This window comes from Streptomyces sp. 4F14 (genome assembly GCF_048159485.1).
Classification (GTDB): Bacteria; Actinomycetota; Actinomycetes; order Streptomycetales; family Streptomycetaceae; genus Streptomyces.
In genome coordinates this window covers 42,175-63,497 of record NZ_JBLRVY010000045.1, presented here as the reverse complement: position 1 = coordinate 63,497, position 21,323 = coordinate 42,175, and the positions used below count along the sequence as shown (strand labels likewise).

The following is a 21,323-nucleotide window of genomic DNA, read 5'->3' as shown; positions in this document are numbered from 1 at the left end:
GGGGCGGTGGCGCCCGAGCGCGAAGGGGCGTCACCGTTCGCGTTGCTCCAGCAACTCCTGGTGAGACTTTTACGCGCTCGATGTGAGCCCGCACATAGGACCCATATCACCTACGAGGGTGAATAGGAGATAAACAGGGGCCGCCTGAACGGGAACGACTGGGCGCTATGGGGCGATTTGCCCGCCCCGGGTCCACTACCCGGCATCGTAGGTCACACCTTTGCCCGGGCATTTTGCGGGCGCTAAGAATGGCTCCCGTCGCTCAGCCCCGCGTCCCCCGACGGACATTCCGAGCGACCTCCCCGCCATTCGAGAGGTCACCCGCCATGCCCAAGAACACGCACAAGATCGCGATAGCCGGCGCCGCCACCCTCGGCGCGGCCGCTCTCGCCTTCGCCGTCGTGCCGGCCGACGCGCAGACCGCCACGAGCGAGGCCGCCCTCCCCGCGAACGTCGCCTACCGCACGGACGCCAGGACGGGCGTGACGGACCAGTTCTCCTCGACCGGCTCGAAGATCGAGGCCATCGCCGCGCAGAAGAAGGCGCAGGCCGACGCCCTCGCCAAGGCGGCAGCCGCCAAGAAGGCCGCCGCGGCCAAGGCCGCCGCAGCGAAGAAGGCCGCCGCCGACCGGGCCGCCAAGGCCGCCGCGAGCCGCTCCGCGCAGCGCGCCGAGGTCAAGCAGATCGCCGTCAAGACGTACACGAACAACCTGGACGGCTGGATCCGCAACGCCCTCGACATCATGGAGCGCAAGGGCATCCCGGGCTCCTACAACGGCCTGTACCGCAACATCATCCGCGAGTCCTCCGGCAACCCCTGGGCCATCAACAACTGGGACTCCAACGCCGCCGCCGGCATCCCCTCCAAGGGCCTGCTCCAGGTGATCCAGCCGACGTTCAACGCGTACCACGTCTCCGGGACCTCGACGAACATCTACGATCCCGTGGCCAACATCACCGCCGCCGCCAACTACGCGGCCGACCGGTACGGCTCGATCGACAACGTCAACAGCGCGTACTGAGCACCCCGCACACAGCGAGAGGGCGCCCCCTGCACACAGGGGGCGCCCTCGTCGTCGTACCGGAGAGCTACTTGCGCATGACCTCCGGCTCGTGGCGGCGCAGGAAGCGGGCGACGAAGAAGCCGCAGATCACGCCGAGCGCGATGAGGGCGGCCATGTCCATGCCCCAGGCGCCGACCGTGTGCTCCCACAGCGGGTCGGTGCTCTCGCCCTCCTTGGGCGGGCTGATGCGGTTGAAGTCGAGAGTCGCGCCGGCGGCGGCGACCGCCCAGCGGGACGGCATCAGGTACGAGAACTCGTTGACGCCGATCGAGCCGTTCAGGGTGAACAGGCAGCCCGTGAAGACGACCTGGATGATCGCGAACATCACGAGCAGCGGCATCGTCTTCTCGGAGGTCTTCACCAGCGAGGAGATGACCAGGCCGAACATCATCGAGGTGAACCCGAGCGCCATGATCGGCACGGACAGCTCGACCAGCGTCGCACCGCCGAGGACCAGGCCCTTGGCGGGGATCTCGCGGCTGGAGAAGCCGATCACGCCGACCAGCAGGCCCTGGAAGACGGTGATCAGGCCGAGCACGAACACCTTCGACATCAGGTACGCCGAGCGGGACAGGCCCGTCGCGCGCTCCCGCTCGTAGATGACCCGTTCCTTGATCAGCTCGCGGACCGAGTTCGCCGCGCCCGCGAAGCAGGCGCCCACCGCGAGGATGAGCAGGACGGTGGTCGCGGTGCCGTTGGGAACGATGCGTCCGGACTGCGCGTTGACCCCATTGGGAAGGAGGCCCTTGTCGGCGTCGATCAGCAGGCTGACCGCGCCGAGCACCGCCGGGAGGATCACCATGAGAGCGAGGAAGCCCTTGTCGGACGCGATCACCGAGACATAGCGGCGCACCAGCGTCACGAACTGACTCAGCCACCCCTGTGGCTTCGGCGGTTTCATCGCCTGCATGACCGGGACCTGTACGGCCTGCGGGGCGACGGCGTCGAGGTCCGCGGCGTACATCTGGTAGTGCTGGGAGCCCTTCCAGCGCCCGGCCCAGTCGTAGTCGCGGTAGTTCTCGAAGGCGGAGAAGACGTCGGCCCAGGTGTCGTAGCCGAAGAAGTTGAGCGCCTCCTCGGGCGGGCCGAAGTAGGCGACCGAGCCGCCGGGGGCCATCACGAGCAGCTTGTCGCAGATGGCGAGCTCGGCGACGGAGTGGGTGACGACCAGGACGGTACGGCCGTCGTCGGCGAGACCGCGCAGGAGCTGCATGACGTCGCGGTCCATGCCCGGGTCGAGGCCGGAGGTCGGCTCGTCGAGGAAGATCAGCGACGGCTTGGTGAGCAGCTCCAGGGCGACCGAGACGCGCTTGCGCTGGCCGCCGGAGAGGGAGGTGACCTTCTTCTCCTTGTGGATGTCCAGCTTCAGTTCGCGCAGCACCTCGTCGATGCGGGACTCGCGCTCGGCGGTCGTCGTGTCGGCCGGGAAGCGCAGCTTGGCCGCGTACTTCAGGGCCTTCTTGACCGTCAGCTCCTTGTGCAGGATGTCGTCCTGCGGGACCAGGCCGATGCGCTGGCGCAGCTCCGCGAACTGCTTGTACAGGTTGCGGTTGTCGTACAGGACCTCGCCCTCGTTGGCGGGCCGGTAGCCGGTCAGCGCCTTGAGCAGCGTCGACTTGCCGGAGCCCGAGGGGCCGATGACCGCGATCAGCGACTTCTCCGGGACGCCGAAGGAGACGTCCTTGAGGATCTGCTTGCCTCCGTCGACCGTGACCGTCAGGTGCCGGGCCGAGAAGGAGACCTCGCCGGTGTCGACGAACTCTTCGAGGCGGTCGCCGACGATCCGGAACGTCGAGTGGCCGACGCCGACGATGTCCGCCGGGCCCAGCAGGGCCGTACCGCCCTTGGTCATGGGCTGACCGTTGACGTACGTGCCGTTGTGCGAGCCGAGGTCGCGGATCTCCATGCGGCCGTCGGGCGTCGAGTGGAACTCGGCGTGGTGACGGGAGACCTGGAGGTCGGAGACGACGAGTTCGTTCTCCAGGGCGCGGCCGATGCGCATCACGTGCCCCAGCGCGAGCTGGTGGAACGTGGTCGGGCTGCGCTCTCCGTAGACCGGCGGCGCCCCCGCGCCGACGCCGGGGCCCTGCTGCGGGATGTGCGCGGCGGGCTGCTGGTTCCAGCCGGCGGCCTGGGCGGCGTACGGCTGCTGCTGTTGTTGCGGCTGCTGTTGCTGTGCGAACTGGTGCTGCGGCTGGGCCTGGTGGGTCACCGGTACCGGTGCCGCCGTCAGGTTCAGGCGGGGGCCGTCCGTCGCGTTGCCCAGGTTGATCACGCTTCCCGGGCCCAGCTCCAGGCGCTGGATCCGCTGGCCCTGCGCGTAGCTGCCGTTCGTGCTGCCGTGGTCCTCTATGGACCAGCCGCGGCCGTCGAAGCTGACCGTGGCGTGGCGCCAGGAGACCCTGGCGTCGTCGAACACGACGTCCCCCTGAGGGTCGCGTCCGAGCGTGTATGCCCTGGATGGATCGAGCGTCCAGGTACGTCCGTTTACTTCTAGTACGAGTTCAGGCACTCCATGCCCCACTGAGTTGTCCCCCGATATGCCCCTCATCCAGAGGGAGTCTAGGGATGTCGAACATCGGGGGGAACTATTTCAGGAGCGGCCCTCTGACCGAAAGTCGGGCCCTGCCGGGGGTGGTCGGAGGTTGTTCGGGAGTCGTCGGGGAGTTGTGAAGACGGCGTCCACGCGCCCTCGTCGACGCCGTTGACGGGGTGGAAACCCGCCCCGAGAGTGGTAAACGCACGCGAGCGGGACAGACGCGGCGGATCGGGGGGTCTGCGATGGGCGGGGGAAGCGTAGGACGAACGGTGTACGGGCGGCGTACGGCCTGGGGGGACGTGCTGCTGACCGCGGTCGCCGCGGTGAGCTGGGCGTTGATCGGGATGGCGGGGGTCGCGGCGCTCGGGCTGCATCTCCTCCAGGCCGATTCCGCCGGGTCGCTCGGGCCGATGACCGCGGCCGTGGTGGCGCTCGGGGCGGGCGGGTCCGTGTCACCCTCGGGTGACATGTCGGCGTTCGGTATGTCGGGCGCGGAGGCCGCCGGTGCCATCGAAATCACGCCACTCGGGGTCGGGCTGGTCGGTGCGCTCCTTCTGTCCTGGTTCTTCCTGCGGTCGCTGCGGGGTGCGGGCGCGACGATTCCGCTGGGTGAACTGCTCGTCCGGGTGGGGGCGGTGGCCGCGCTGTTCGTCGCGATGCTCGGGGGGCTCGCCTGGGCCGGGCACGATGTGATCACGATCGACGGCGGGGGGCTCGGTGGGGGCGGGGGCACGCTGGAACTGCCGGGGGTCGGGGATCTCGGGGGGCTGCTGCCCGATCGGATCGGGGACCTCGTCGAGGCGAAGGCGGCGGTCGGGTTCACCGTCGACACCTTGCCCACGCTGCTCGGGGGGTTCCTCTGGTGCGTGGGTGTCCTCGCCGTCGCGCTGCTCGCCTCGCGGCGTACGCCGTTGCCTCTGAGCTGGGGGTTCGTCCATCGTGTCGTGCGGCCCGCCGTGTCCGCCGTCGTGTCCGTGCTGCTCGTCGCCGTCGCGGCGGGGTGGGCGGCGGCCGTGTTCGCGTCCCTGCGGGACGAGCATCCACGGCGGATCTACGGGGCCGCGCTGCTCGGGGCGCCCAACGGGGTGTGGGTCGGGGTCGATGTCGGGCTGCTCGTGCCGCATGACGGGCGGGCGAGCGGGATCCTCACGTACGTCCTGCCGGACCCTGTCGATCGGTTCCTCTCGTCCGGGGAGCAGCGGTCCGTGACCCTCTCCCGGCTTGCCGAACTCGACGGGCGGGTGTGGTTGTTGGGAGTCGCCGCTGTGCTGATGATGCTGCTGGCGGGGGTGTTCGCGGCGGTGCGTACGCCAGTTGTCCCGGGCGCCGGGCGGTGGCGGTTCGTCGGGGGGTGTGCTGTGCGGTTGGGGGTGGTTACGGGGGTGGCGTTGGCGTTGCTCGCCCAGGTGACCGTGGTTTCGGTGGACGCGGGGTTGTCGGTGCTGGGGTTCGATGCGGTGGGGGCGGGGCTGGTGTTGCGGGGGGACGTGGTGGTCGCCGGGTTGCTGGGGGTGGGGTGGGGGGCTGTGGCCGGGGCTGTGGGGGCTGGGTTGGCTTGGGTCAGCGGGGCCGCGGGGATGGGGGTTGCTCGGTTGGCGGTGGGTGGGGGCGAGAGTGGGGGCGATGGGAGCGGTGGGAGCGGGCCTTATGCGCCTCGGCCGTCCTATCGGGCGCCGAACGCCGAGACGAATCCGTATCTGCGGAGGCCGGAGGGGTGAGGGTCGGGGGCGGGGGTGGGGTTCGGGTGCGGGTCCGGTGGGGGCTGGGGTGGGGGCGTGTCGCTTGCCCGCGCTTGCGGGGTGCCGCTGCGCCCACCCGTGCCGCCCCTAGCGGCACGACTGCCCGCAGCTGGGGCAAGGGAGGTGGGGCGGGTGCGGGGCGGTGGGGCTGGCCGCAGCTGGGGCAAGGAGGTGGGATGGGCGCGCGGCGGTGGGGGTGCGGCGCGACTGCCCGCAGCTGGGGGGCGAAGTGGGGTGGTGCGGGGGGCGTGGGGGTGCGGCGCGGCTGGGCGTAGTTGCGTGTGGGTGCGGGGTGTAAATATGCCGGTGTTGGGGTTTCGTCATTTTGGTGTCGGGCAGTGTTTGCCGTCCGGCAGGCGGACCGGGGCGGCGGGGGGTGGGAGGGGGCGGTTACCGTGTAGGGACCATGAGCGATACGCAGACGCAGGCTTTGGCCTCTGACGTCCCTACTCTTCTTGTCAAGATCTTCGGCAAGGACAGGCCCGGAATAACCGCCGGGTTGTTCGACACGCTGGCCGCTTACGCCGTCGATGTCGTCGACATCGAGCAGGTGGTGACCCGGGGGCGCATGGTGCTGTGCGCGCTGGTCACCGAGCCGCCGCGCGGGCTGGAGGGTGAGCTGCGGTCGACCGTCCACAGCTGGGCCGAGTCGATGAAGATGCAGGCGGAGATCATCTCGGGCCTCGGTGACAACCGTCCGCGTGGACTCGGGCGCTCGCTCGTGACCGTGCTGGGGCACCCCCTGACCGCCGAGGCGACGGCCGCGGTCGCCGCGCGGATCACGAAGGCCGGCGGCAACATCGACCGTATCTTCCGGCTCGCCAAGTACCCGGTGACGGCGGTGGAGTTCGCGGTGTCCGGCGTGGAGACGGAGCCCCTGCGGACCGCGCTGGTCACGGACGCGGCGGCGCTCGGCGTGGACATCGCGGTCGTCGCGGCGGGCCTGCACCGCCGGGCCCAGCGGCTGATCGTCATGGACGTCGACTCGACGCTCATCCAGGACGAGGTGATCGAGCTCTTCGCGGCGCACGCCGGCTGCGAGGACCAGGTCGCCGAGGTGACGGCCGCGGCGATGCGGGGCGAGCTGGACTTCGAGCAGTCGCTGCACGCGCGCGTGGAACTGCTCGCGGGGCTCGACGCGTCGGTGGTGGAGAAGGTGCGCGAGGAGGTCCGGCTGACGCCGGGGGCCCGGACCCTGATCCGTACGCTGAAGCGGCTCGGGTATCAGGTCGGGGTCGTGTCCGGGGGGTTCACCCAGGTCACCGACGATCTGAAGGAGCGGCTCGGCCTGGACTTCGCGCAGGCCAACACGCTGGAGATCGTCGACGGGAAGCTGACCGGGCGGGTCACCGGCGAGATCGTCGACCGGGCGGGCAAGGCACGGCTGCTGCGGAGGTTCGCGGCGGAGGCGGGCGTACCGCTCGCGCAGACCGTCGCCATCGGGGACGGTGCGAACGACCTCGACATGCTGAACGCGGCGGGGCTCGGGGTGGCGTTCAACGCGAAGCCGGTGGTCCGGGAGGCGGCGCATACGGCCGTCAACGTGCCGTTCCTCGACACCGTGCTGTATCTGCTGGGGGTCACCCGCGAAGAGGTCGAGGCGGCGGACACGCACGACGAGGACTGAGGTACGAGGGCCCGGTGTCGCCGTGGGCGGTACCGGGCCTGTGTCCGTCAGCGGGGCGTCACGCGTGCGGGGACCAGAAGTCGACCAGCCGGCCGACGCCGTGTTCCACGGACTTCCACGAGCCGTCGAAGGTGAGCGTGGCGTAGGCGCCGGTCGGGAAGCCGGTGCGGTTCATCCGCGGGAGCAGGTCGCCGTCGCTCTCGCCGGCCAGGGCGTCCGCGAGGCCGTGGATGCCCGGGTTGTGGCCGATGAGGATGAGGGTGCGGACCTCGTCCGAGACCTCGTTGAGCAGGGCGATCAGTTCGCCGAGGGACGCCTCGTACATCCGCTCCTCGTACACCGTCTTCGGGCGTTCGGGGAGTTCCGGGACCGCCAGTTTCCAGGTCTCGCGGGTGCGGGTCGCCGTGGAGCACAGAGCCAGGTCGAAGCGGAGTCCCGTCTGCGCCAGTTTGCGGCCGACGAGAGGGGCGTCCATGCGGCCGCGCTCGGCGAGCGGCCTCTCGTGGTCGTCTCCGTCGTTCCAGTCGGCTTTCGCGTGGCGGAGGAGGACGATGGTGCGGGGTTCTTCAACGCTCATGCGTCCCAGCTTCGCACGAAACAGGCCACCGGGCTCGGGCAGTTGACAGGCGGGGCCGGTGGGGGTGAGGGGGTTCGGGGGGTGTTCGAGCCGGGGGGCGACGTGGGTGTCAGCCCGCCATCAACTGCTGGATCCGCTCCACCAGTTGCGTCAGGGTCGGGTGCGTGGCCGCCGCCTGGGCGTCCGACGGGTTCAGGACGAGGGCGAGGAGGGTGGCGAAGGCGAGGACCGGGAGGGCCAGGGCCCACCACGGGATACGGGTGTCCGCGCCGCCCGTGGTCGCCGGGTGGGGGCGGGTGTGGGAACGGGCCGGCATGGGGTCCTCCGCAGCGCTTCGAGTGCTCCTCGGCCGGCGGTTCCGCGGCCATGACTCGAAGGTACGCAGCGGGCAAGCCCCGGCCCATCCGGACTTCCACCCACTTCACCCTGAGCCCCGCCCCCTAGGGGACGGGGGGTTAACCCCACCCCGTGCTCCCCCGGGGGCGGTCGGTTCAGGGCGAGGCGATCGTGGCGATGACGGCGATCACGATGAAGATGGCGAGGAACGAACCGAAGACGACGAGCATCTTCCGCTGGCCGTTCTGCGGGTTCGGGTCGAGCAGAGGCATACGGCCAGTTTCGCACTCCGGGTGGGGGGAGCCGTGGTCGGGGTGGGTCCTCAGGGGGTCGGTTCGTCCTCCACCGTGCGGTTCCGTCCCGCCAGGATGCCGACCGCCGTCTGGGGGACCAGGAGGAGGGCCATGAGCGTCAGGGGGACGTGCCAGTCGCCGGTGGCCTGGTAGAGGACGCCGATCAGGAGGGGGCCGGGGATGGAGATCAGGTAGCCGACGCTCTGGGCGAACCCGGAGAGCCGGGCCACGCCCGCACCCGTGCGGGCCCGCATGCCGACCATCGTGAGGGCGAGGGGGAAGGCGCAGTTGGCGACACCGAGGAGGACGGCCCAGACCCAGGCGCCGGCGGCGGGGGCGACGTACAGACCGGCGTACCCCGCGAGCCCGCAGACGCCGAGCGCGACCACGATCGGGCCCTGGTGCGGCAGCCGCGTGGCCAGCCGGGGGATCACGAAGGCGAGGGGCACGCCCAGCACCATCGTCACGGCGAGCAGCAGCCCCGCCGTGCCCGCCGGCACCCCGGCGTCCCGGAAGATCTGCGGCATCCAGCCCATCGTGACGTACGCGCCGGTGGCCTGGAGCCCGAAGAAGACGGCGAGGGCCCAGGCGGTACGGCTGCGGGTGATGCGCAACGGCGCAGGGCGGGCGGCGTGCGCCCCGGGCCGGCTCTCGGGGTACGTCCCGGCGCGGGGCTCGGGCTGACCGGGGCGGGTTGCGGGGCGGCCCTCGGCGCGAGCCCCGGCAGAGGCACCGGGCCTCCCCGCCGCAGCCCCTCGGCCCCGGCCCGCCGCTCCCCCGGCCCTCCCGAACAGCGCCCACGGCACCACCGCCACCCCCGCGAGCCCCGCCCACACCGCGAGGCCGAGTTGCCAGCTCCCTCCCAGCGCGCCGGTCAGCGGGACCGTGATCGCCGCCGCCGTGGCCGTGCCGAGGGCCAGGGCCATGGAGTAGAGGCCGGTCATGGGGCCGACGCGGTCGGGGAAGTGGTGTTTGACGATGACCGGCATGAGGACGTTGCCGACGGCTATCCCCATGAGGGCGAGGGCGCTGGCGGCGAGGAAGCCGGGGACGCCGCCGGCGTAGGGACGCAGGAGGAGGCCGGCGGTGAGGGCGACGAGGCCCGCGCAGACGACCCGGGTGGGGCCGAAGCGGTGGGCGAGGCGGGGTGCCATGACGCCGAAGACGGCGAAGCAGAGGGGCGGTACGGAGGTGAGGAGCCCGGCGGCGCCACCGCTGAGGCCGATGCCGTCGCGGACCTCTTCGAGGAGCGCGCCGAGGCTGGTGATCGCGGGCCGGAGGTTGACGGCGGTCAGGACGATCGCGAGGACGAGGACCTGTTTCCTCCACGTGTGCGCCGACGGCACTGGTACCCCCTCCGCCCCCGTTCCCGTCGTCCGTGCCGAAGCCGTCGTCCGTGTCGTCTCGCTCGCCATGCCACCCATCATAGAATCATAGGATGATTGACCGCATGCTTCCCGCGCCCCGTTCGTGCGAAGGTGTCCCATGGCCCTGACCCACCCCCACCGCTCCGCCCTCTCCGAACAGGTCATCGCGGCCCTGCGCCAGCAGATCACCTCCGGCGAGTGGCCCGTCGGCTCACGCATCCCGACCGAACCGGAGCTGGTCGAGCAGCTGGGCGTGGCCCGCAACACCGTCCGCGAGGCGGTCCGCGCCCTCGCGCACAACGGCCTGCTCGACATCCGCCAGGGCTCGGGCACGTACGTCGCGGCGACCAGCGAACTCGCCGGCGTCATGCAGCGCCGCTTCGCCGACGCCGACCCCCGCCACATCGCCGAACTGCGCGCGGCCCTGGAGTCCAGCGCGGCGCGGCTGGCCGCTCAGCGCCGTACGGAGAAGGATCTGCGGCAGTTGGACGGGCTGCTCGCACGGCGGGAGGAGGCGTGGGCGTCCGGGGAGCGGGAGGCGTTCGTGGCGGCGGACGCGACGCTGCATCTGGCGGTGGTGGCGGCGTCCCACAACGACGCGATGACCGCGCTGTACGCCGATCTGGGCGAGGTGCTGCGGGACTTCCTGCGCGACGACGTGGGCCCGGAGCTGGCGCCGGGGTCGTACGTGGAGCACGCGCGGCTGATCGAGGCGATCCGCGCGGGGGACGCGCGGGAGGCGGCGGCCCAGGCCGCGGGGCACGCGTTCGGGTGCAGGTTCGGGACGGTCACCGCCGCTGGTGGCTGACCCAGACCGTGCGGATCTCCTTCCAGCACCGCCCGGTGAGCCGTACGGTCCTCGCCGGGCCCGCGTCGACGGGGGACGTGTCCGTGTCGACGTCCCACCAGCGCGCGCACTCCACGTGCAGACGGACGCGGTCGGTACCGGCGTAGGGGTTGTGGCACCAGACGACGGCCCGGGAGCCCTCCACGCCGGTACGGCACTCGGCGCCGAACGGCTGCGCGGCCGGTTTCCGGTCGGGCACGCGGGGTACGTGGGGCAGCGCTTCGTACGGCAGGCACAGCAGCAGGGCGACGGCGGCTATCGCAGGGGTGACGCTGCGGGACAGGCGCACAAGGGGACCTCCTGGGCGTACTCCTACAGGCGTACTCCCAGCGTGTCCCGCACCCGTGGCCCGGCGCCCGGCCGGAAGGGCCGAACGGGTGAGGGCCCGTACCCGGGAGGCACATCCCGGAAACGGACCCTCAGCGGCAGAGCGTCAGGCACCGATCGCGTGCAGCCCGCCGTCCACGTGGATGATCTCGCCCGTCGTCTTCGGGAACCAGTCGCTGAGCAGCGCGACGATGCCCTTGCCGGCCGGCTCGGGGTCCTTGAGGTCCCACTCCAGCGGGGAGCGGTGGTCCCAGACGGACGCCAGGTCGCTGAAGCCGGGGATGGACTTCGCGGCCATGGAGGCGAGGGGGCCCGCGGAGATGAGGTTGCAGCGGATGTTCTGCTTGCCGAGGTCGCGGGCGACGTAACGGCTGGTGGCCTCCAGCGCGGCCTTCGCCGGGCCCATCCAGTCGTACTGCGGCCAGGCGTACTGCGCGTCGAAGGTGAGGCCGACGACCGAGCCGCCGTTCTGCATCAGCGGCAGGCAGGCCATGGTGAGCGACTTCAGGGAGTACGCCGAGACGTGCATGGCCGTGGCGACGGACTCGAAGGGGGTGTTGAGGAAGTTGCCGCCGAGGGCGTCCTGCGGCGCGAAACCGATCGAGTGGACGACGCCGTCGAGCCCGCCGAGCTCCTCGCCGACGACGTCGGCCAGCCGGCCCATGTGCTCGTCGTTGGTGACGTCCAGCTCGATGACCTTGGTCGGCTTCGGCAGCTTCTTCGCGATGCGCTCGGTGAGCGTGGGACGCGGGAAGGCCGTGAGGATGATCTCGGCGCCCTGCTCCTGGGCGAGCTTCGCGGCGTGGAAGGCGATGGAGGACTCCATCAGGACGCCGGTGATCAGGACGCGCTTGCCGTCGAGGATTCCGCTCATGGTGATCAGTGACCCATTCCCAGTCCGCCGTCAACGGGAATGACGGCTCCAGTGATGTACGAGGCGTCGTCGGAGGCGAGGAACCGCACCGTCGCGGCGATCTCCTCCGGCTGTGCGTACCGGCCGAGCGGCACCTGGGACACGATGGCGGCGCGCTGCTCGTCGGTGAGGACCTTGGTCATGTCGGTGTCGACGAAACCGGGGGCCACGACGTTGAAGGTGATGTTGCGGGAGCCCAGCTCGCGGGCGAGGGAACGGGCGAAGCCGACGAGGCCGGCCTTGGAGGCGGCGTAGTTGGCCTGGCCGGGGCCGCCGAGCAGGCCGACGACGGACGAGATCAGCACGACGCGGCCCTTCTTGGCGCGCAGCATGCCGCGGTTGGCGCGCTTGACGACCCGGAAGGTGCCCGTCAGGTTCGTGTCGATGACCGACGTGAAGTCGTCCTCCGACATGCGCATCAGGAGCTGGTCCTTGGTGACGCCGGCGTTGGCGATCAGGACCTCCACGTTGCCGTGCTGCTCCTCGATCTCCTTGTACGCCTGCTCCACCTGCTCGGGGTCGGTGATGTCGCACTTGACGGCGAGGAAGCCTTCCGGAGGCTCACCCGAGCGGTACGTGATGGCGACCTTGTCGCCGGCGTCGGCGAATGCGCGGGCGATGGCGAGGCCGATGCCCCGGTTGCCTCCGGTGACGAGAACCGAGCGGCTCAACGGATCACCCTTTCGATAGGGGTCTGACACATCCGCCCGGCCATTCGGCTGACCGTTCGACTGGCCATGCGACCGGCAGGCGGCTTCCCCGAAAACCTATCCGCCCACCCCCTTTCAGGGACATTCGGGCACCGACAGCGGGTCATGAACCTGGCTGTGGGGTTCCTACAGTCGGCGCGGGTCGCGGACGGCGGCCAGATTTCGGGGGAACCCGCGGGATGGGACATGATTCACTGCCTGCGACGGTCATCACAGGCGAGCACCCCGAAGGGATTCCACCCGTGCCCCATGAGATCGATCCATCGTTCCTGGCCCTCCCGCTACGGGCCCTCGCGGACGCCGCGCTCGCGCGGGCGCGGGCGTTGGGGGCCGAGCACGCGGACTTCCGGTTCGAGCGGGTGCGCAGTGCGGCGTGGCGGCTGCGGGACGGGCGGCCGGCGGGGTCGTCGGACTCCACGGATCTCGGGTATGCCGTCAGGGTCGTGCACGGTGGGACCTGGGGGTTCGCCTCCGGGGTCGATCTGAGCATGGACGCCGCCGCGAAGGTGGCCTCGCAGGCCGTCGCGATGGCCAAGCTGTCCGCGCAGGTCATCCGGGCCGCCGGGTCCGATGAGCGGGTCGAGCTGGCCGACGAGCCCGTGCACGCCGAGAAGACGTGGGTGTCGGCGTACGAGATCGACCCCTTCTCCGTGCCGGACGAGGAGAAGACCGGGCTGCTCGGGGAGTGGAGCGGGCGGCTGCTCGCGGCGGACGGGGTCGACCATGTGGACGCCTCGCTGCTGACCGTCCACGAGAACAAGTTCTACGCCGACACCGCGGGCACGGTGACGACCCAGCAGCGCGTCCGGCTGCACCCGCAGCTCACCGCCGTCTCCGTGGACGGCTCCACCGGCGAGTTCGACTCGATGCGCACGCTCGCGCCGCCGGCCGGGCGGGGCTGGGAGTACCTCACCGGCACCGGCTGGGACTGGGACACGGAACTCGCCGAGATGCCGGCGCTGCTCGCGGAGAAGATGCGCGCGCCGAGCGTCGAGGCGGGCCTGTACGACCTCGTCGTCGACCCCTCCAACCTGTGGCTGACGATCCACGAGTCCATCGGCCATGCCACGGAACTCGACCGCGCGCTCGGCTACGAGGCCGCGTACGCCGGGACCTCCTTCGCGACCTTCGACCAGCTCGGCAAGCTCAGGTACGGCTCCGAGCTGATGAACGTCACCGGCGACCGCACCGCCGAGCACGGCCTCGCGACCATCGGGTACGACGACGAGGGCGTCGCGGGCCAGTCCTGGGACCTGGTGCGCGGCGGCACGCTCGTCGGGTACCAACTCGACCGGCGGATCGCGAAGTTGACGGGGCTCGGGCGCTCCAACGGGTGCGCGTACGCCGACTCGCCCGGTCATGTCCCCGTCCAGCGCATGGCGAACGTGTCGCTGGCGCCCGACCCGGCCGGCATGTCCACGGAGGACCTCATCGGGGGTGTCGAGCGCGGCATCTACGTCGTCGGCGACCGCTCCTGGTCCATCGACATGCAGCGCTACAACTTCCAGTTCACCGGCCAGCGCTTCTTCCGCATCGAGAACGGCCGCCTCGCCGGCCAGCTGAGGGACGTCGCGTACCAGGCGACGACCACGGACTTCTGGGGTTCGATGACGGCGGTCGGCGGGCCCCAGACGTACGTCCTCGGCGGCGCGTTCAACTGCGGCAAGGCCCAGCCGGGGCAGGTCGCGGCGGTGTCGCACGGCTGCCCGTCCGCGCTCTTCAAGGGTGTCAACATTCTGAACACGACGCAGGAGGCCGGGCGATGAGTGCCGCCGTCAAGAAGCCGCACGAGATCGTCGAGCGGGCGTTGGAGCTGTCGCGGGCGGACGGGTGTGTCGTCGTCGCGAACGAGCAGTCGTCGGCGAACCTGCGCTGGGCGGGCAACGCGCTGACGACGAACGGGGTCACGCGCGGGCGCACGCTGACCGTGATCGCGACCGTGGACGGCAAGGAGGGCACCGCGTCGGGCGTGGTGACCCGGGCCGCCGTCACGAGCGACGAGCTGGAGTCCCTCGTCCGGGCCGCCGAGGACGCCGCGCGCGCGGCGGGGCCCGCCGAGGACGCGCAGCCGCTGGTGTCGGGGACGCCCCTCTCGCCGGAGTTCACCGAGGCGCCCGCCGAGACGTCGTCGGCCGTGTTCGCGGACTTCGCGCCCGCGCTGGGCGAGGCGTTCGCCCGCGCGCGGACGGGCGGGCGCGAGCTGTACGGGTTCGCCAACCACGAGCTGGTCTCGACGTACCTGGGCACCTCGACGGGTCTCAGGCTCCGGCACGACCAGCCCAACGGCACGCTGGAGCTGAACGCCAAGTCCCCCGACCGTACGCGCTCCGCGTGGGCCGGGAGCTCCACGCGGGACTTCAAGGACGTCGACCCGGCCGCGCTGGACGCCGAGCTGGCCGTACGCCTCGGCTGGGCCGAGCGGCGGATCGAGCTGCCCGCCGGGCGGTACGAGACGCTGCTGCCGCCGACCGCCGTCGCCGACCTGCTGATCTACCAGATGTGGTCGCAGTCGGGGCGGGACGCGACCGAGGGGCGGACGGTGTTCTCGAAGCCGGGCGGCGGTACGCGGCTCGGTGAGCGGCTCACCGGACTGCCGCTGACGCTGCGCAGCGACCCGCACGCGCCGGGGCTCGAATCCGCGCCGTTCGTCATCGCGCAGGCGTCGGGCGGTGACACGTCCGTCTTCGACAACGGGCTGCCCGTGCGGGCGACCGAGTGGGTCGGCGACGGCGTGCTGAAGAACCTGGTCACCTCCCGGCACAGTGCCTCGCTGACGGGGCTGCCGGTCGCGCCCGGCGGGGACAACCTCATCCTCGACGGGGGCGGTTCGCAGTCCCTGGAGGAGATGGTCGCGGCGACCGGGCGCGGGCTGCTGCTGACCTGCCTCTGGTACATCCGCGAGGTGGACCCGGCGACGCTGCTGCTCACCGGGCTCACCCGGGACGGCGTGTACCTCGTCGAGGACGGCGAGGTCGTCGGGGAGGTCAACAACTTCCGGTTCAACGAGTCGCCGGTCGACCTGCTGGGGCGGGCCGTCGAGGCGGGGCGTACGGAGAAGACGCTGCCGCGGGAGTGGAGCGACTGGTTCACGCGGGCGGCGATGCCGGCGCTGCGGGTGCCGGATTTCAATATGAGCTCTGTCAGTCAGGGCGTATAACCTCGTAGGCGGTGGCCGGTCGGCCGCTGATGTGATCTTCAAGGAGACAGAGAACGTGACGGACATCGTCGATGACCTGAAGTGGCGTGGGCTCTTCGCCCAGTCCACCGACGAGGACGCCTTGCGCAAGGCGTTCGCGGACGGTCCCGTCACGTTCTATTGCGGCTTCGACCCGACCGCCCCGTCCCTGCACGTCGGACACCTGGTCCAGGTGCTGACCGTACGGCGGCTCCAGCAGGCCGGGCACCGGCCGCTGGCGCTGGTCGGCGGGGCGACGGGCCTGATCGGCGACCCCCGCCCGACCGCCGAACGCACGCTGAACTCGCCCGAGGTGGTGGCCGGCTGGGTGGAGCGGCTGCGCGGGCAGATCGAGCCGTTCCTGTCCTTCGAGGGCGAGAACGCGGCCGTGATGGTCAACAACCTCGACTGGACGGCCGGGCTGTCCGCGATCGAGTTCCTGCGGGACATCGGCAAGCACTTCCGCGTCAACAAGATGCTGACGAAAGACTCGGTCGCGCGGCGCCTGGAGTCCGACCAGGGCATCAGCTACACGGAGTTCAGCTACCAGATCCTCCAGGGCATGGACTTCCTCCAGCTCTACCGCCGGTACGGCTGCACGCTCCAGCAGGGCGGCAGCGACCAGTGGGGCAACCTCACGGCCGGGCTGGACCTGATCCACCGCCTGGAGCCGGGCGTCGAGGCGCACGCGCTGGCCACTCCGCTGATGACGAAGGCGGACGGCACCAAGTTCGGCAAGACCGAGGGCGGGGCCGTGTGGCTCGACCCGGAGATGACGACGCCGTACGCGTTCTACCAGTTCTGGCTGAACGTCGACGACCGGGACATCTCGCGGTACATGCGGATCCTGTCCTTCAAGTCCCGTACGGAGCTTGAGGAACTGGAGCGGCAGACCGAGGAGCGTCCGCAGGCGCGGGCCGCTCAGCGGGCGCTGGCGGAGGAGCTGACGACGCTGGTGCACGGGGCGGACCAGACGGACGCCGTGATCGCCGCGTCCAAGGCGCTGTTCGGGCAGGGTGAGTTGACGGAGCTGGACTCCGCCACGCTCTCCGCGTCGCTCTCCGAGCTGCCGCGCGTGCAGGTCGCCGAGCTGGGGCTCGTGGTGGACCTGTTCGCGGAGGTCGGGCTCGTCGCGAGCAAGTCCGCCGCACGGCGGACCGTCAAGGAGGGCGGCGCCTACGTGAACAACGTGAAGGTCGCCTCCGAGGACGCGGTGCCGGCGAAGGAGGACCTGTTGCACGGGCGGTGGCTGGTGCTGCGGCGCGGCAAGAAGAACCTGGCGGCGGTGGAGTTCACCGGCTGAGCCGACGTACGACAGAAAAGGTGGCCCCGGGATCCCGGGGCCACCTTTTCTCATGTCAGGTGCGCTGTTTGTTCCTGCCCAGCGTCGCCGAGTACGCCATGTCGCCCAGGAACACGATCACCACCGCCGCGATCACCTGGAACACATGGCGGCCCCAGTCGATGCCCCGGGTCGACTCGATGCCGACCGCGCGGGCGAGGGCGTTGCCGACGATCGCGCCGAGGATGCCGAAGATGGTGGTCAGCCAGAGAGGGCTGTGCTGCTTGCCCGGGATGATCGCCTTCGCGAGCAGGCCCAGCACGAACCCCACGATGATCGCCCACAACCAGCCCATGGCTGCCTCCTTGTACGGATCGACGTGAGCAGTGCCCCCAGTGTCGGTCCGGTCGCGGTACGCCGCATGTCGAGGCGGGCGTACACGGCCCGGCGCAGGAGGATCGCCCGGCCGGGAGACGCCCCGGTCTCGAAGGCTGCGCAGGCGCGGCGTAACGTGGAGGGCGCCCGGGGGCGGTTCCGTGCCCGGGGGGAGTCGCAGTCGGGCGGACGGTGGAATGTGATGCGGAAGCAGGGTGCCGAGGGGAACGCCCAGGTGTTCCGGATCACCGGGGCGCGGCAGGGTCTGCAGGACGACGTGAGGCAACGGCAGCGGCGGTACATCATCTCGATGTCCGTGCGGACGGTGTCGGTGGTGCTCGCGGCGCTGTTGTGGAACGTGGAGCGGCATGTCGCGATGGTCGCGCTGGCCCTCGGGATCCTGCTGCCGTACATCGCGGTCGTGATCGCGAACGCGGGGCGGGAGAACGCGCCGGGGCTGCCGTCGACGTTCGTGCCCTCGCCGGGGCGGGCTCAGTTGTCCGCGCCGGGTGTTGCGGAGCGGTCCGCGGAATCTCCGGCGGCGTCCGCGGCGGGTGAGACGGGGCCGGGTGCTACCGGTCGGTAACAGTGAACGCACTGTGCGTCGGTTGTGGACAAGGCTCAAGAAAAGCTCAGATCAATCATGTTGTTCCGGTGCCGTGCGAGCACCTCGCCGTGACATACTTCCTACGCGCTCCGCATCCCCCGTCGGAGCGACGGACCGACGCCGGGCAGCTCCCCCCGTGGCTGCTCGGCGTCGCCTTTTTGTGTACGGGTCTGTGAGACGGCGCTGTGACTGACGAAACCCCCATCTGCTCGGCCAAGGGCTGCCGCACCGCCGCTGTGTGGGTGCTGGCCTGGAACAACCCGAAGCTGCACACGCCGGAGCGGCGCAAGACGTGGCTGGCGTGCGAGGAGCACCGCGAGCATCTGTCGCAGTTCCTCGGGGTGCGGGGTTTCCTCAAGGACGTCGTCGCGTTCGAGGACTGGGAAGCGCCCGGGAGCTGATCAGCCGCCGATCGCCGACATCGGGCGCTGCGGCTGCACGAACGTCGGGTCGTCCAGGCCCGCGCCCGCCTTCTTGCCGTACATCGCGACGCTCCAGAGCTTCGCCAGTTCCTCGTCGGACGCGCCCTCGCGCAGGGCCGTACGCAGGTCGGTCTCCTCGCGGGCGAAGAGGCAGGTGCGGATCTGGCCGTCGGCGGTGAGGCGGGTGCGGTCGCAGGCGGCGCAGAAGGGGCGGGTGACGGAGGCGATGACGCCGACCTTGTGGGGGCCGCCGTCGACCAGCCAGCGTTCCGCCGGGGCAGAGCCGCGTTCGTCCTCGGTCTCGGGGGTGAGGTCGAAGCGGGTGCGCAGGGAGGTGAGGATGTCGCCGGCGGTGACCATGCCGTCGCGGGTCCAACCGTGCTGGGCGTCCAGGGGCATCTGCTCGATGAAGCGCAGTTCGTAGGCGTGGTCGATGGCCCAGGCGAGGAGGTCGGGGGCCTCGTCGGCGTTGAGGCCGGGCATCAGGACGGTGTTGACCTTGACCGGGGTGAGGCCCGCCGCGCGGGCGGCTTCCAGGCCGTCCAGGACGTCCTGGTGGCGGTCCCGGCGGGTGAGGGTCTTGAAGACGTCGGGGCGGAGGGTGTCCAGCGAGACGTTGACCCGGTCGAGGCCGGCCTTCTTGAGTGCCTCGGCGGTGCGGCGCAGCCCTATGCCGTTGGTCGTGAGGGACATGCGCGGGCGGGGGGCGAGGGCGGCGACGCGCTCGACGATGCCGACCAGGCCGGGGCGCAGGAGGGGTTCGCCGCCGGTGAAGCGGACCTCCTCGACGCCCAGGAGGCGGACGGCGATGTCGACGAGGCGGACGATCTCGTCGTCCGTGAGGAGGTCGGGCTTGGCCAGCCATTGCAGGCCCTCTTCGGGCATGCAGTACGAGCAGCGCAGGTTGCAGCGGTCGGTCAGCGAGACCCTGAGGTCGGTGGCCACTCTGCCGTAGGTGTCGATGAGCACGCGCGCCCCCTCCCCTTCGTACGGTCGCTGTCGCGGAATCGCCTTTCCGTTACCTGCGAGCCTACGTGACACCACTGACAACGATCCAATGCCCCAGCGGTCCTAGGACCACCGGACGTGCGAAGGGCCGCGCCGCCGGAGGGGGTGCGGCACGGCCCTTCGGGTCACGGGCCGGGCGTCAGTGCGCGCCGGTGCCCGTGAGGGAGCGGACCTCCAGCTCGGCGTACTTCTTCTTGTCGGGCTCCTCCTTCGAGAGGTAGGTGCCGACGATGCCGAGGAGGAAGCCGACGGGGATCGAGATGATGCCGGGGTTCTCCAGCGGGAACCAGTGGAAGTCGACGTCCGGGAACATCGACGTCGGCTTGCCGGAGACGACCGGCGAGAACAGCACCAGGCCGACGGCGCTGACGAGGCCGCCGTAGATCGACCAGAGGGCGCCCCCGGTCGTGAAGCGCTTCCAGAAGAGGCTGTAGAGGATGGTCGGCAGGTTCGCGGAGGCGGCGACCGCGAAGGCGAGGGCGACGAGGCCGGCGACGTTCAGGTCGCGGGCGAGGGCGCCCAGCAGGATCGATACCGCGCCGATGCCGACGGTGGCCCAGCGGGCGGCGCGGATCTCCTCCTTCTCGCTGGCCTTGCCCTTCTTGATGACGTTGGCGTAGATGTCGTGCGCGAAGGACGACGAGGACGCCAGCGTGAGGCCCGCGACCACCGCGAGGATCGTCGCGAAGGCGACGGCGGAGATCGAGGCGAGCAGGATGGCGCCCCAGTTGGAGTCGACGCCGCCGAGATGGAGGGCGAGCAGTGGCGCGGCCGTGTTGCCCGCCTTGTTGGACGCGGTGATCTCGGCGTTGCTGATCAGGGCCGCGGCGCCGAAGCCGAGGGCGAGGGTCATCAGGTAGAAGGCGCCGATGAGGCCGATGGCCCACAGGACGGACTTCCGGGCGGCCTGCGCGGTGGGGACGGTGTAGAAGCGGATCAGGATGTGCGGCAGGCCGGCGGTGCCGAGGACCAGCGCGATACCCAGCGAGATGAAGTCCAGCTTCGTGGTGCCGGTGAGGCCGTACTTGAGGCCGGGCTCCAGGAACGCGGCGCCCTTGCCGCTGTTGTCGGCCGCGCTGCCGAGCAGGTCGGAGATGTTGAAGTTGAACTTGAGCATCACCAGGAAGGTCAGCAGCAGGGCGCCCGCCATGAGCAGGACGGCCTTGACCATCTGGACCCAGGTGGTGCCCTTCATGCCACCGATGGTGACGTAGACGATCATCAGGACGCCGACCAGCGCGACGATGGCGATCTTCCCGGCGTCGCTGGTGATGCCGAGGAGCAGCGAGACGAGGACGCCGGCGCCGGCCATCTGCGCGAGCAGGTAGAAGATCGACACGACGATGGTGGAGGTACCGGCGGCCGTGCGGACCGGGCGCTGGCGCATCCGGTAGGCGAGGACGTCGCCCATGGTGTAGCGGCCGGAGTTGCGCAGGGGTTCGGCGACCAGGAGGAGGGCGACGAGCCAGGCGACCAGGAAGCCGATGGAGTAGAGGAAGCCGTCGTATCCGAAGAGGGCGATCGCGCCCGCGATACCGAGGAAGGAGGCGGCGGACATGTAGTCGCCGGCGACGGCCAGGCCGTTCTGGAAGCCGGTGAACTGGCGGCCGCCCGCGTAGAAGTCGGCGGCGTCCTTGGTCTGCCGGCCCGCCCAGACGGTGATGACGAGGGTGGCGGCGACGAACACCGAGAACAGGCTGATGATCAGCGTGCGGTGCTCGCTCGCCGCGCCACCGGCCGCAAGAGTGGTCAGGGCGCTCATTCGGCGTTCTCCATACGGGTCTTGATGGCCTCGGCCTTGGGGTCGAACTTGGCGGCGGCGGTGCGCGCGTACCACCAGGCGATGAGGAACGTGGTCAGGAACTGGGCGAGGCCGAGGACGAGGGCGACGTTGATGTTGCCGACGACCGTGGTGCCCATGAAATCGCCCGCGTAGTTGGAGAGCAGGACGTACAGCAGGTACCAGGCGATGAAGCCGACCGTCAGCGGGAAGGCGAACGAGCGGTAGGAGCGGCGCAGTTCACCGAATTCCGCGCTCTCCTGGACCGCTTCGAACTCCTCGGCCGAGGGGCGCTGGGCTGGGATCTTCGAAGGGGGCGGTGTCTCGGTGGCCAC

20 protein-coding genes and 1 pseudogene are annotated in these 21,323 nt (G+C 70.7%); 9 read left to right on the top strand and 12 right to left on the bottom strand.

The genetic code is table 11. The features are described 5' to 3' along the window. The first annotated feature begins 326 nt into the window (after positions 1–326). Entirely contained in the window at positions 327–1,022 is a 696-nt protein-coding gene (locus tag ACLZOT_RS46390) for a transglycosylase SLT domain-containing protein (protein WP_416975318.1), read from the top strand. Between the two features lie 67 nt (positions 1,023–1,089). Here the strand turns inward: ACLZOT_RS46390 and ACLZOT_RS46385 are convergent, their stop codons facing one another. Beyond that, positions 1,090–3,615, bottom strand: coding sequence for an FHA domain-containing protein (locus ACLZOT_RS46385; protein WP_416975317.1), 2,526 nt, complete (start codon positions 3,613–3,615; stop codon positions 1,090–1,092). A gap of 230 nt (positions 3,616–3,845) precedes the next feature. Here ACLZOT_RS46385 and ACLZOT_RS46380 point away from each other — a divergent pair. Together ACLZOT_RS46380 and serB are read left to right on the top strand one after the other, a co-directional pair. After that, positions 3,846–5,617: pseudogene (locus tag ACLZOT_RS46380) on the top strand (streptophobe family protein). A 131-nt stretch (positions 5,618–5,748) separates the two neighbouring features. After that, a complete protein-coding gene (serB, locus tag ACLZOT_RS46375) occupies positions 5,749–6,969 on the top strand; it encodes a phosphoserine phosphatase SerB (protein WP_416975316.1) in 1,221 nt (406 codons plus the stop codon). 58 nt (positions 6,970–7,027) lie between these two features. Here serB and ACLZOT_RS46370 read toward each other — a convergent pair whose 3' ends face one another. The 4 genes from ACLZOT_RS46370 to ACLZOT_RS46355 all read right to left on the bottom strand — a co-directional run bounded on the left by ACLZOT_RS46370 (position 7,028) and on the right by ACLZOT_RS46355 (position 9,590). Beyond that, positions 7,028–7,546: a SixA phosphatase family protein gene (locus ACLZOT_RS46370; protein ID WP_416975315.1), complete on the bottom strand. Its 519-nt coding sequence runs from the start codon at positions 7,544–7,546 to the stop codon at positions 7,028–7,030. 109 nt (positions 7,547–7,655) lie between these two features. Then, positions 7,656–7,862, bottom strand: a complete 207-nt coding sequence (locus ACLZOT_RS46365) for a hypothetical protein (RefSeq protein WP_416975314.1) — start codon at positions 7,860–7,862, stop codon at positions 7,656–7,658. A gap of 175 nt (positions 7,863–8,037) precedes the next feature. After that, the gene (locus tag ACLZOT_RS46360; protein WP_416975313.1) at positions 8,038–8,154 is read right to left on the bottom strand and encodes an SGM_5486 family transporter-associated protein; all 117 of its coding nucleotides are present in this window, start codon (positions 8,152–8,154) and stop codon (positions 8,038–8,040) included. A gap of 50 nt (positions 8,155–8,204) precedes the next feature. Beyond that, entirely contained in the window at positions 8,205–9,590 is a 1,386-nt protein-coding gene (locus tag ACLZOT_RS46355) for a CynX/NimT family MFS transporter (RefSeq protein ID WP_416975312.1), read from the bottom strand. 70 nt (positions 9,591–9,660) lie between these two features. Here ACLZOT_RS46355 and ACLZOT_RS46350 point away from each other — a divergent pair, with 70 nt between their 5' ends. Further along, positions 9,661–10,350 (top strand): FadR/GntR family transcriptional regulator, encoded by a 690-nt coding sequence (locus tag ACLZOT_RS46350; protein ID WP_416975311.1) that lies wholly within the window; start codon positions 9,661–9,663, stop codon positions 10,348–10,350. Here ACLZOT_RS46350 and ACLZOT_RS46345 read toward each other — a convergent pair. From ACLZOT_RS46345 to fabG, 3 genes are all read right to left on the bottom strand, one after another. Beyond that, a complete protein-coding gene (locus tag ACLZOT_RS46345) occupies positions 10,331–10,678 on the bottom strand; it encodes a hypothetical protein (RefSeq protein WP_416975310.1) in 348 nt (115 codons plus the stop codon). The genes ACLZOT_RS46350 and ACLZOT_RS46345 overlap by 20 nt on opposite strands. Before the next feature lie 144 nt (positions 10,679–10,822). Next, a complete protein-coding gene (fabI, locus tag ACLZOT_RS46340) occupies positions 10,823–11,590 on the bottom strand; it encodes an enoyl-ACP reductase FabI (RefSeq protein ID WP_416975309.1) in 768 nt (255 codons plus the stop codon). A gap of 5 nt (positions 11,591–11,595) precedes the next feature. Next, the gene (fabG, locus tag ACLZOT_RS46335; RefSeq protein WP_416975308.1) at positions 11,596–12,300 is read right to left on the bottom strand and encodes a 3-oxoacyl-[acyl-carrier-protein] reductase; all 705 of its coding nucleotides are present in this window, start codon (positions 12,298–12,300) and stop codon (positions 11,596–11,598) included. A 281-nt stretch (positions 12,301–12,581) separates the two neighbouring features. Here fabG and ACLZOT_RS46330 point away from each other — a divergent pair, with 281 nt between their 5' ends. Genes ACLZOT_RS46330 through tyrS form a run of 3 tightly spaced genes read left to right on the top strand, consistent with a single transcriptional unit; the run spans position 12,582 to position 16,817 of the window. Continuing rightward, positions 12,582–14,105: a TldD/PmbA family protein gene (locus ACLZOT_RS46330; RefSeq protein WP_416975307.1), complete on the top strand. Its 1,524-nt coding sequence runs from the start codon at positions 12,582–12,584 to the stop codon at positions 14,103–14,105. Beyond that, positions 14,102–15,496: a metallopeptidase TldD-related protein gene (locus ACLZOT_RS46325; RefSeq protein WP_416975306.1), complete on the top strand. Its 1,395-nt coding sequence runs from the start codon at positions 14,102–14,104 to the stop codon at positions 15,494–15,496. The genes ACLZOT_RS46330 and ACLZOT_RS46325 overlap by 4 nt, the downstream gene beginning before the upstream one ends. A 55-nt stretch (positions 15,497–15,551) precedes the next feature. Next, positions 15,552–16,817, top strand: coding sequence for a tyrosine--tRNA ligase (gene tyrS, locus ACLZOT_RS46320; protein ID WP_416975305.1), 1,266 nt, complete (start codon positions 15,552–15,554; stop codon positions 16,815–16,817). 55 nt (positions 16,818–16,872) lie between these two features. On the opposite strand, the gene ACLZOT_RS46315 is transcribed toward tyrS, so the two are convergent. Next, positions 16,873–17,151, bottom strand: coding sequence for a GlsB/YeaQ/YmgE family stress response membrane protein (locus tag ACLZOT_RS46315; RefSeq protein WP_416975304.1), 279 nt, complete (start codon positions 17,149–17,151; stop codon positions 16,873–16,875). Positions 17,152–17,373: 222 nt separating this feature from the next. Between ACLZOT_RS46315 and ACLZOT_RS46310 the strand changes: the two genes are divergently transcribed. Together ACLZOT_RS46310 and ACLZOT_RS46305 are read left to right on the top strand one after the other, a co-directional pair. Continuing rightward, positions 17,374–17,757, top strand: a complete 384-nt coding sequence (locus ACLZOT_RS46310; protein WP_416975303.1) for a DUF3099 domain-containing protein — start codon at positions 17,374–17,376, stop codon at positions 17,755–17,757. A gap of 206 nt (positions 17,758–17,963) precedes the next feature. Next, positions 17,964–18,179 carry a hypothetical protein gene (locus tag ACLZOT_RS46305; protein WP_416975302.1) on the top strand — a complete coding sequence of 72 codons (216 nt, stop codon included), beginning with the start codon at positions 17,964–17,966 and terminating at the stop codon, positions 18,177–18,179. Here the strand turns inward: ACLZOT_RS46305 and moaA are convergent, their stop codons facing one another. From moaA to ACLZOT_RS46290, 3 genes are all read right to left on the bottom strand, one after another. Next, entirely contained in the window at positions 18,180–19,169 is a 990-nt protein-coding gene (moaA, locus tag ACLZOT_RS46300; RefSeq protein ID WP_416975301.1) for a GTP 3',8-cyclase MoaA, read from the bottom strand. Positions 19,170–19,347: 178 nt separating this feature from the next. After that, the gene (locus ACLZOT_RS46295; protein WP_416975300.1) at positions 19,348–20,970 is read right to left on the bottom strand and encodes a cation acetate symporter; all 1,623 of its coding nucleotides are present in this window, start codon (positions 20,968–20,970) and stop codon (positions 19,348–19,350) included. Further along, entirely contained in the window at positions 20,967–21,323 is a 357-nt protein-coding gene (locus ACLZOT_RS46290) for a DUF485 domain-containing protein (protein ID WP_010355616.1), read from the bottom strand. Before ACLZOT_RS46290 ends, ACLZOT_RS46295 begins: the two co-directional genes overlap by 4 nt.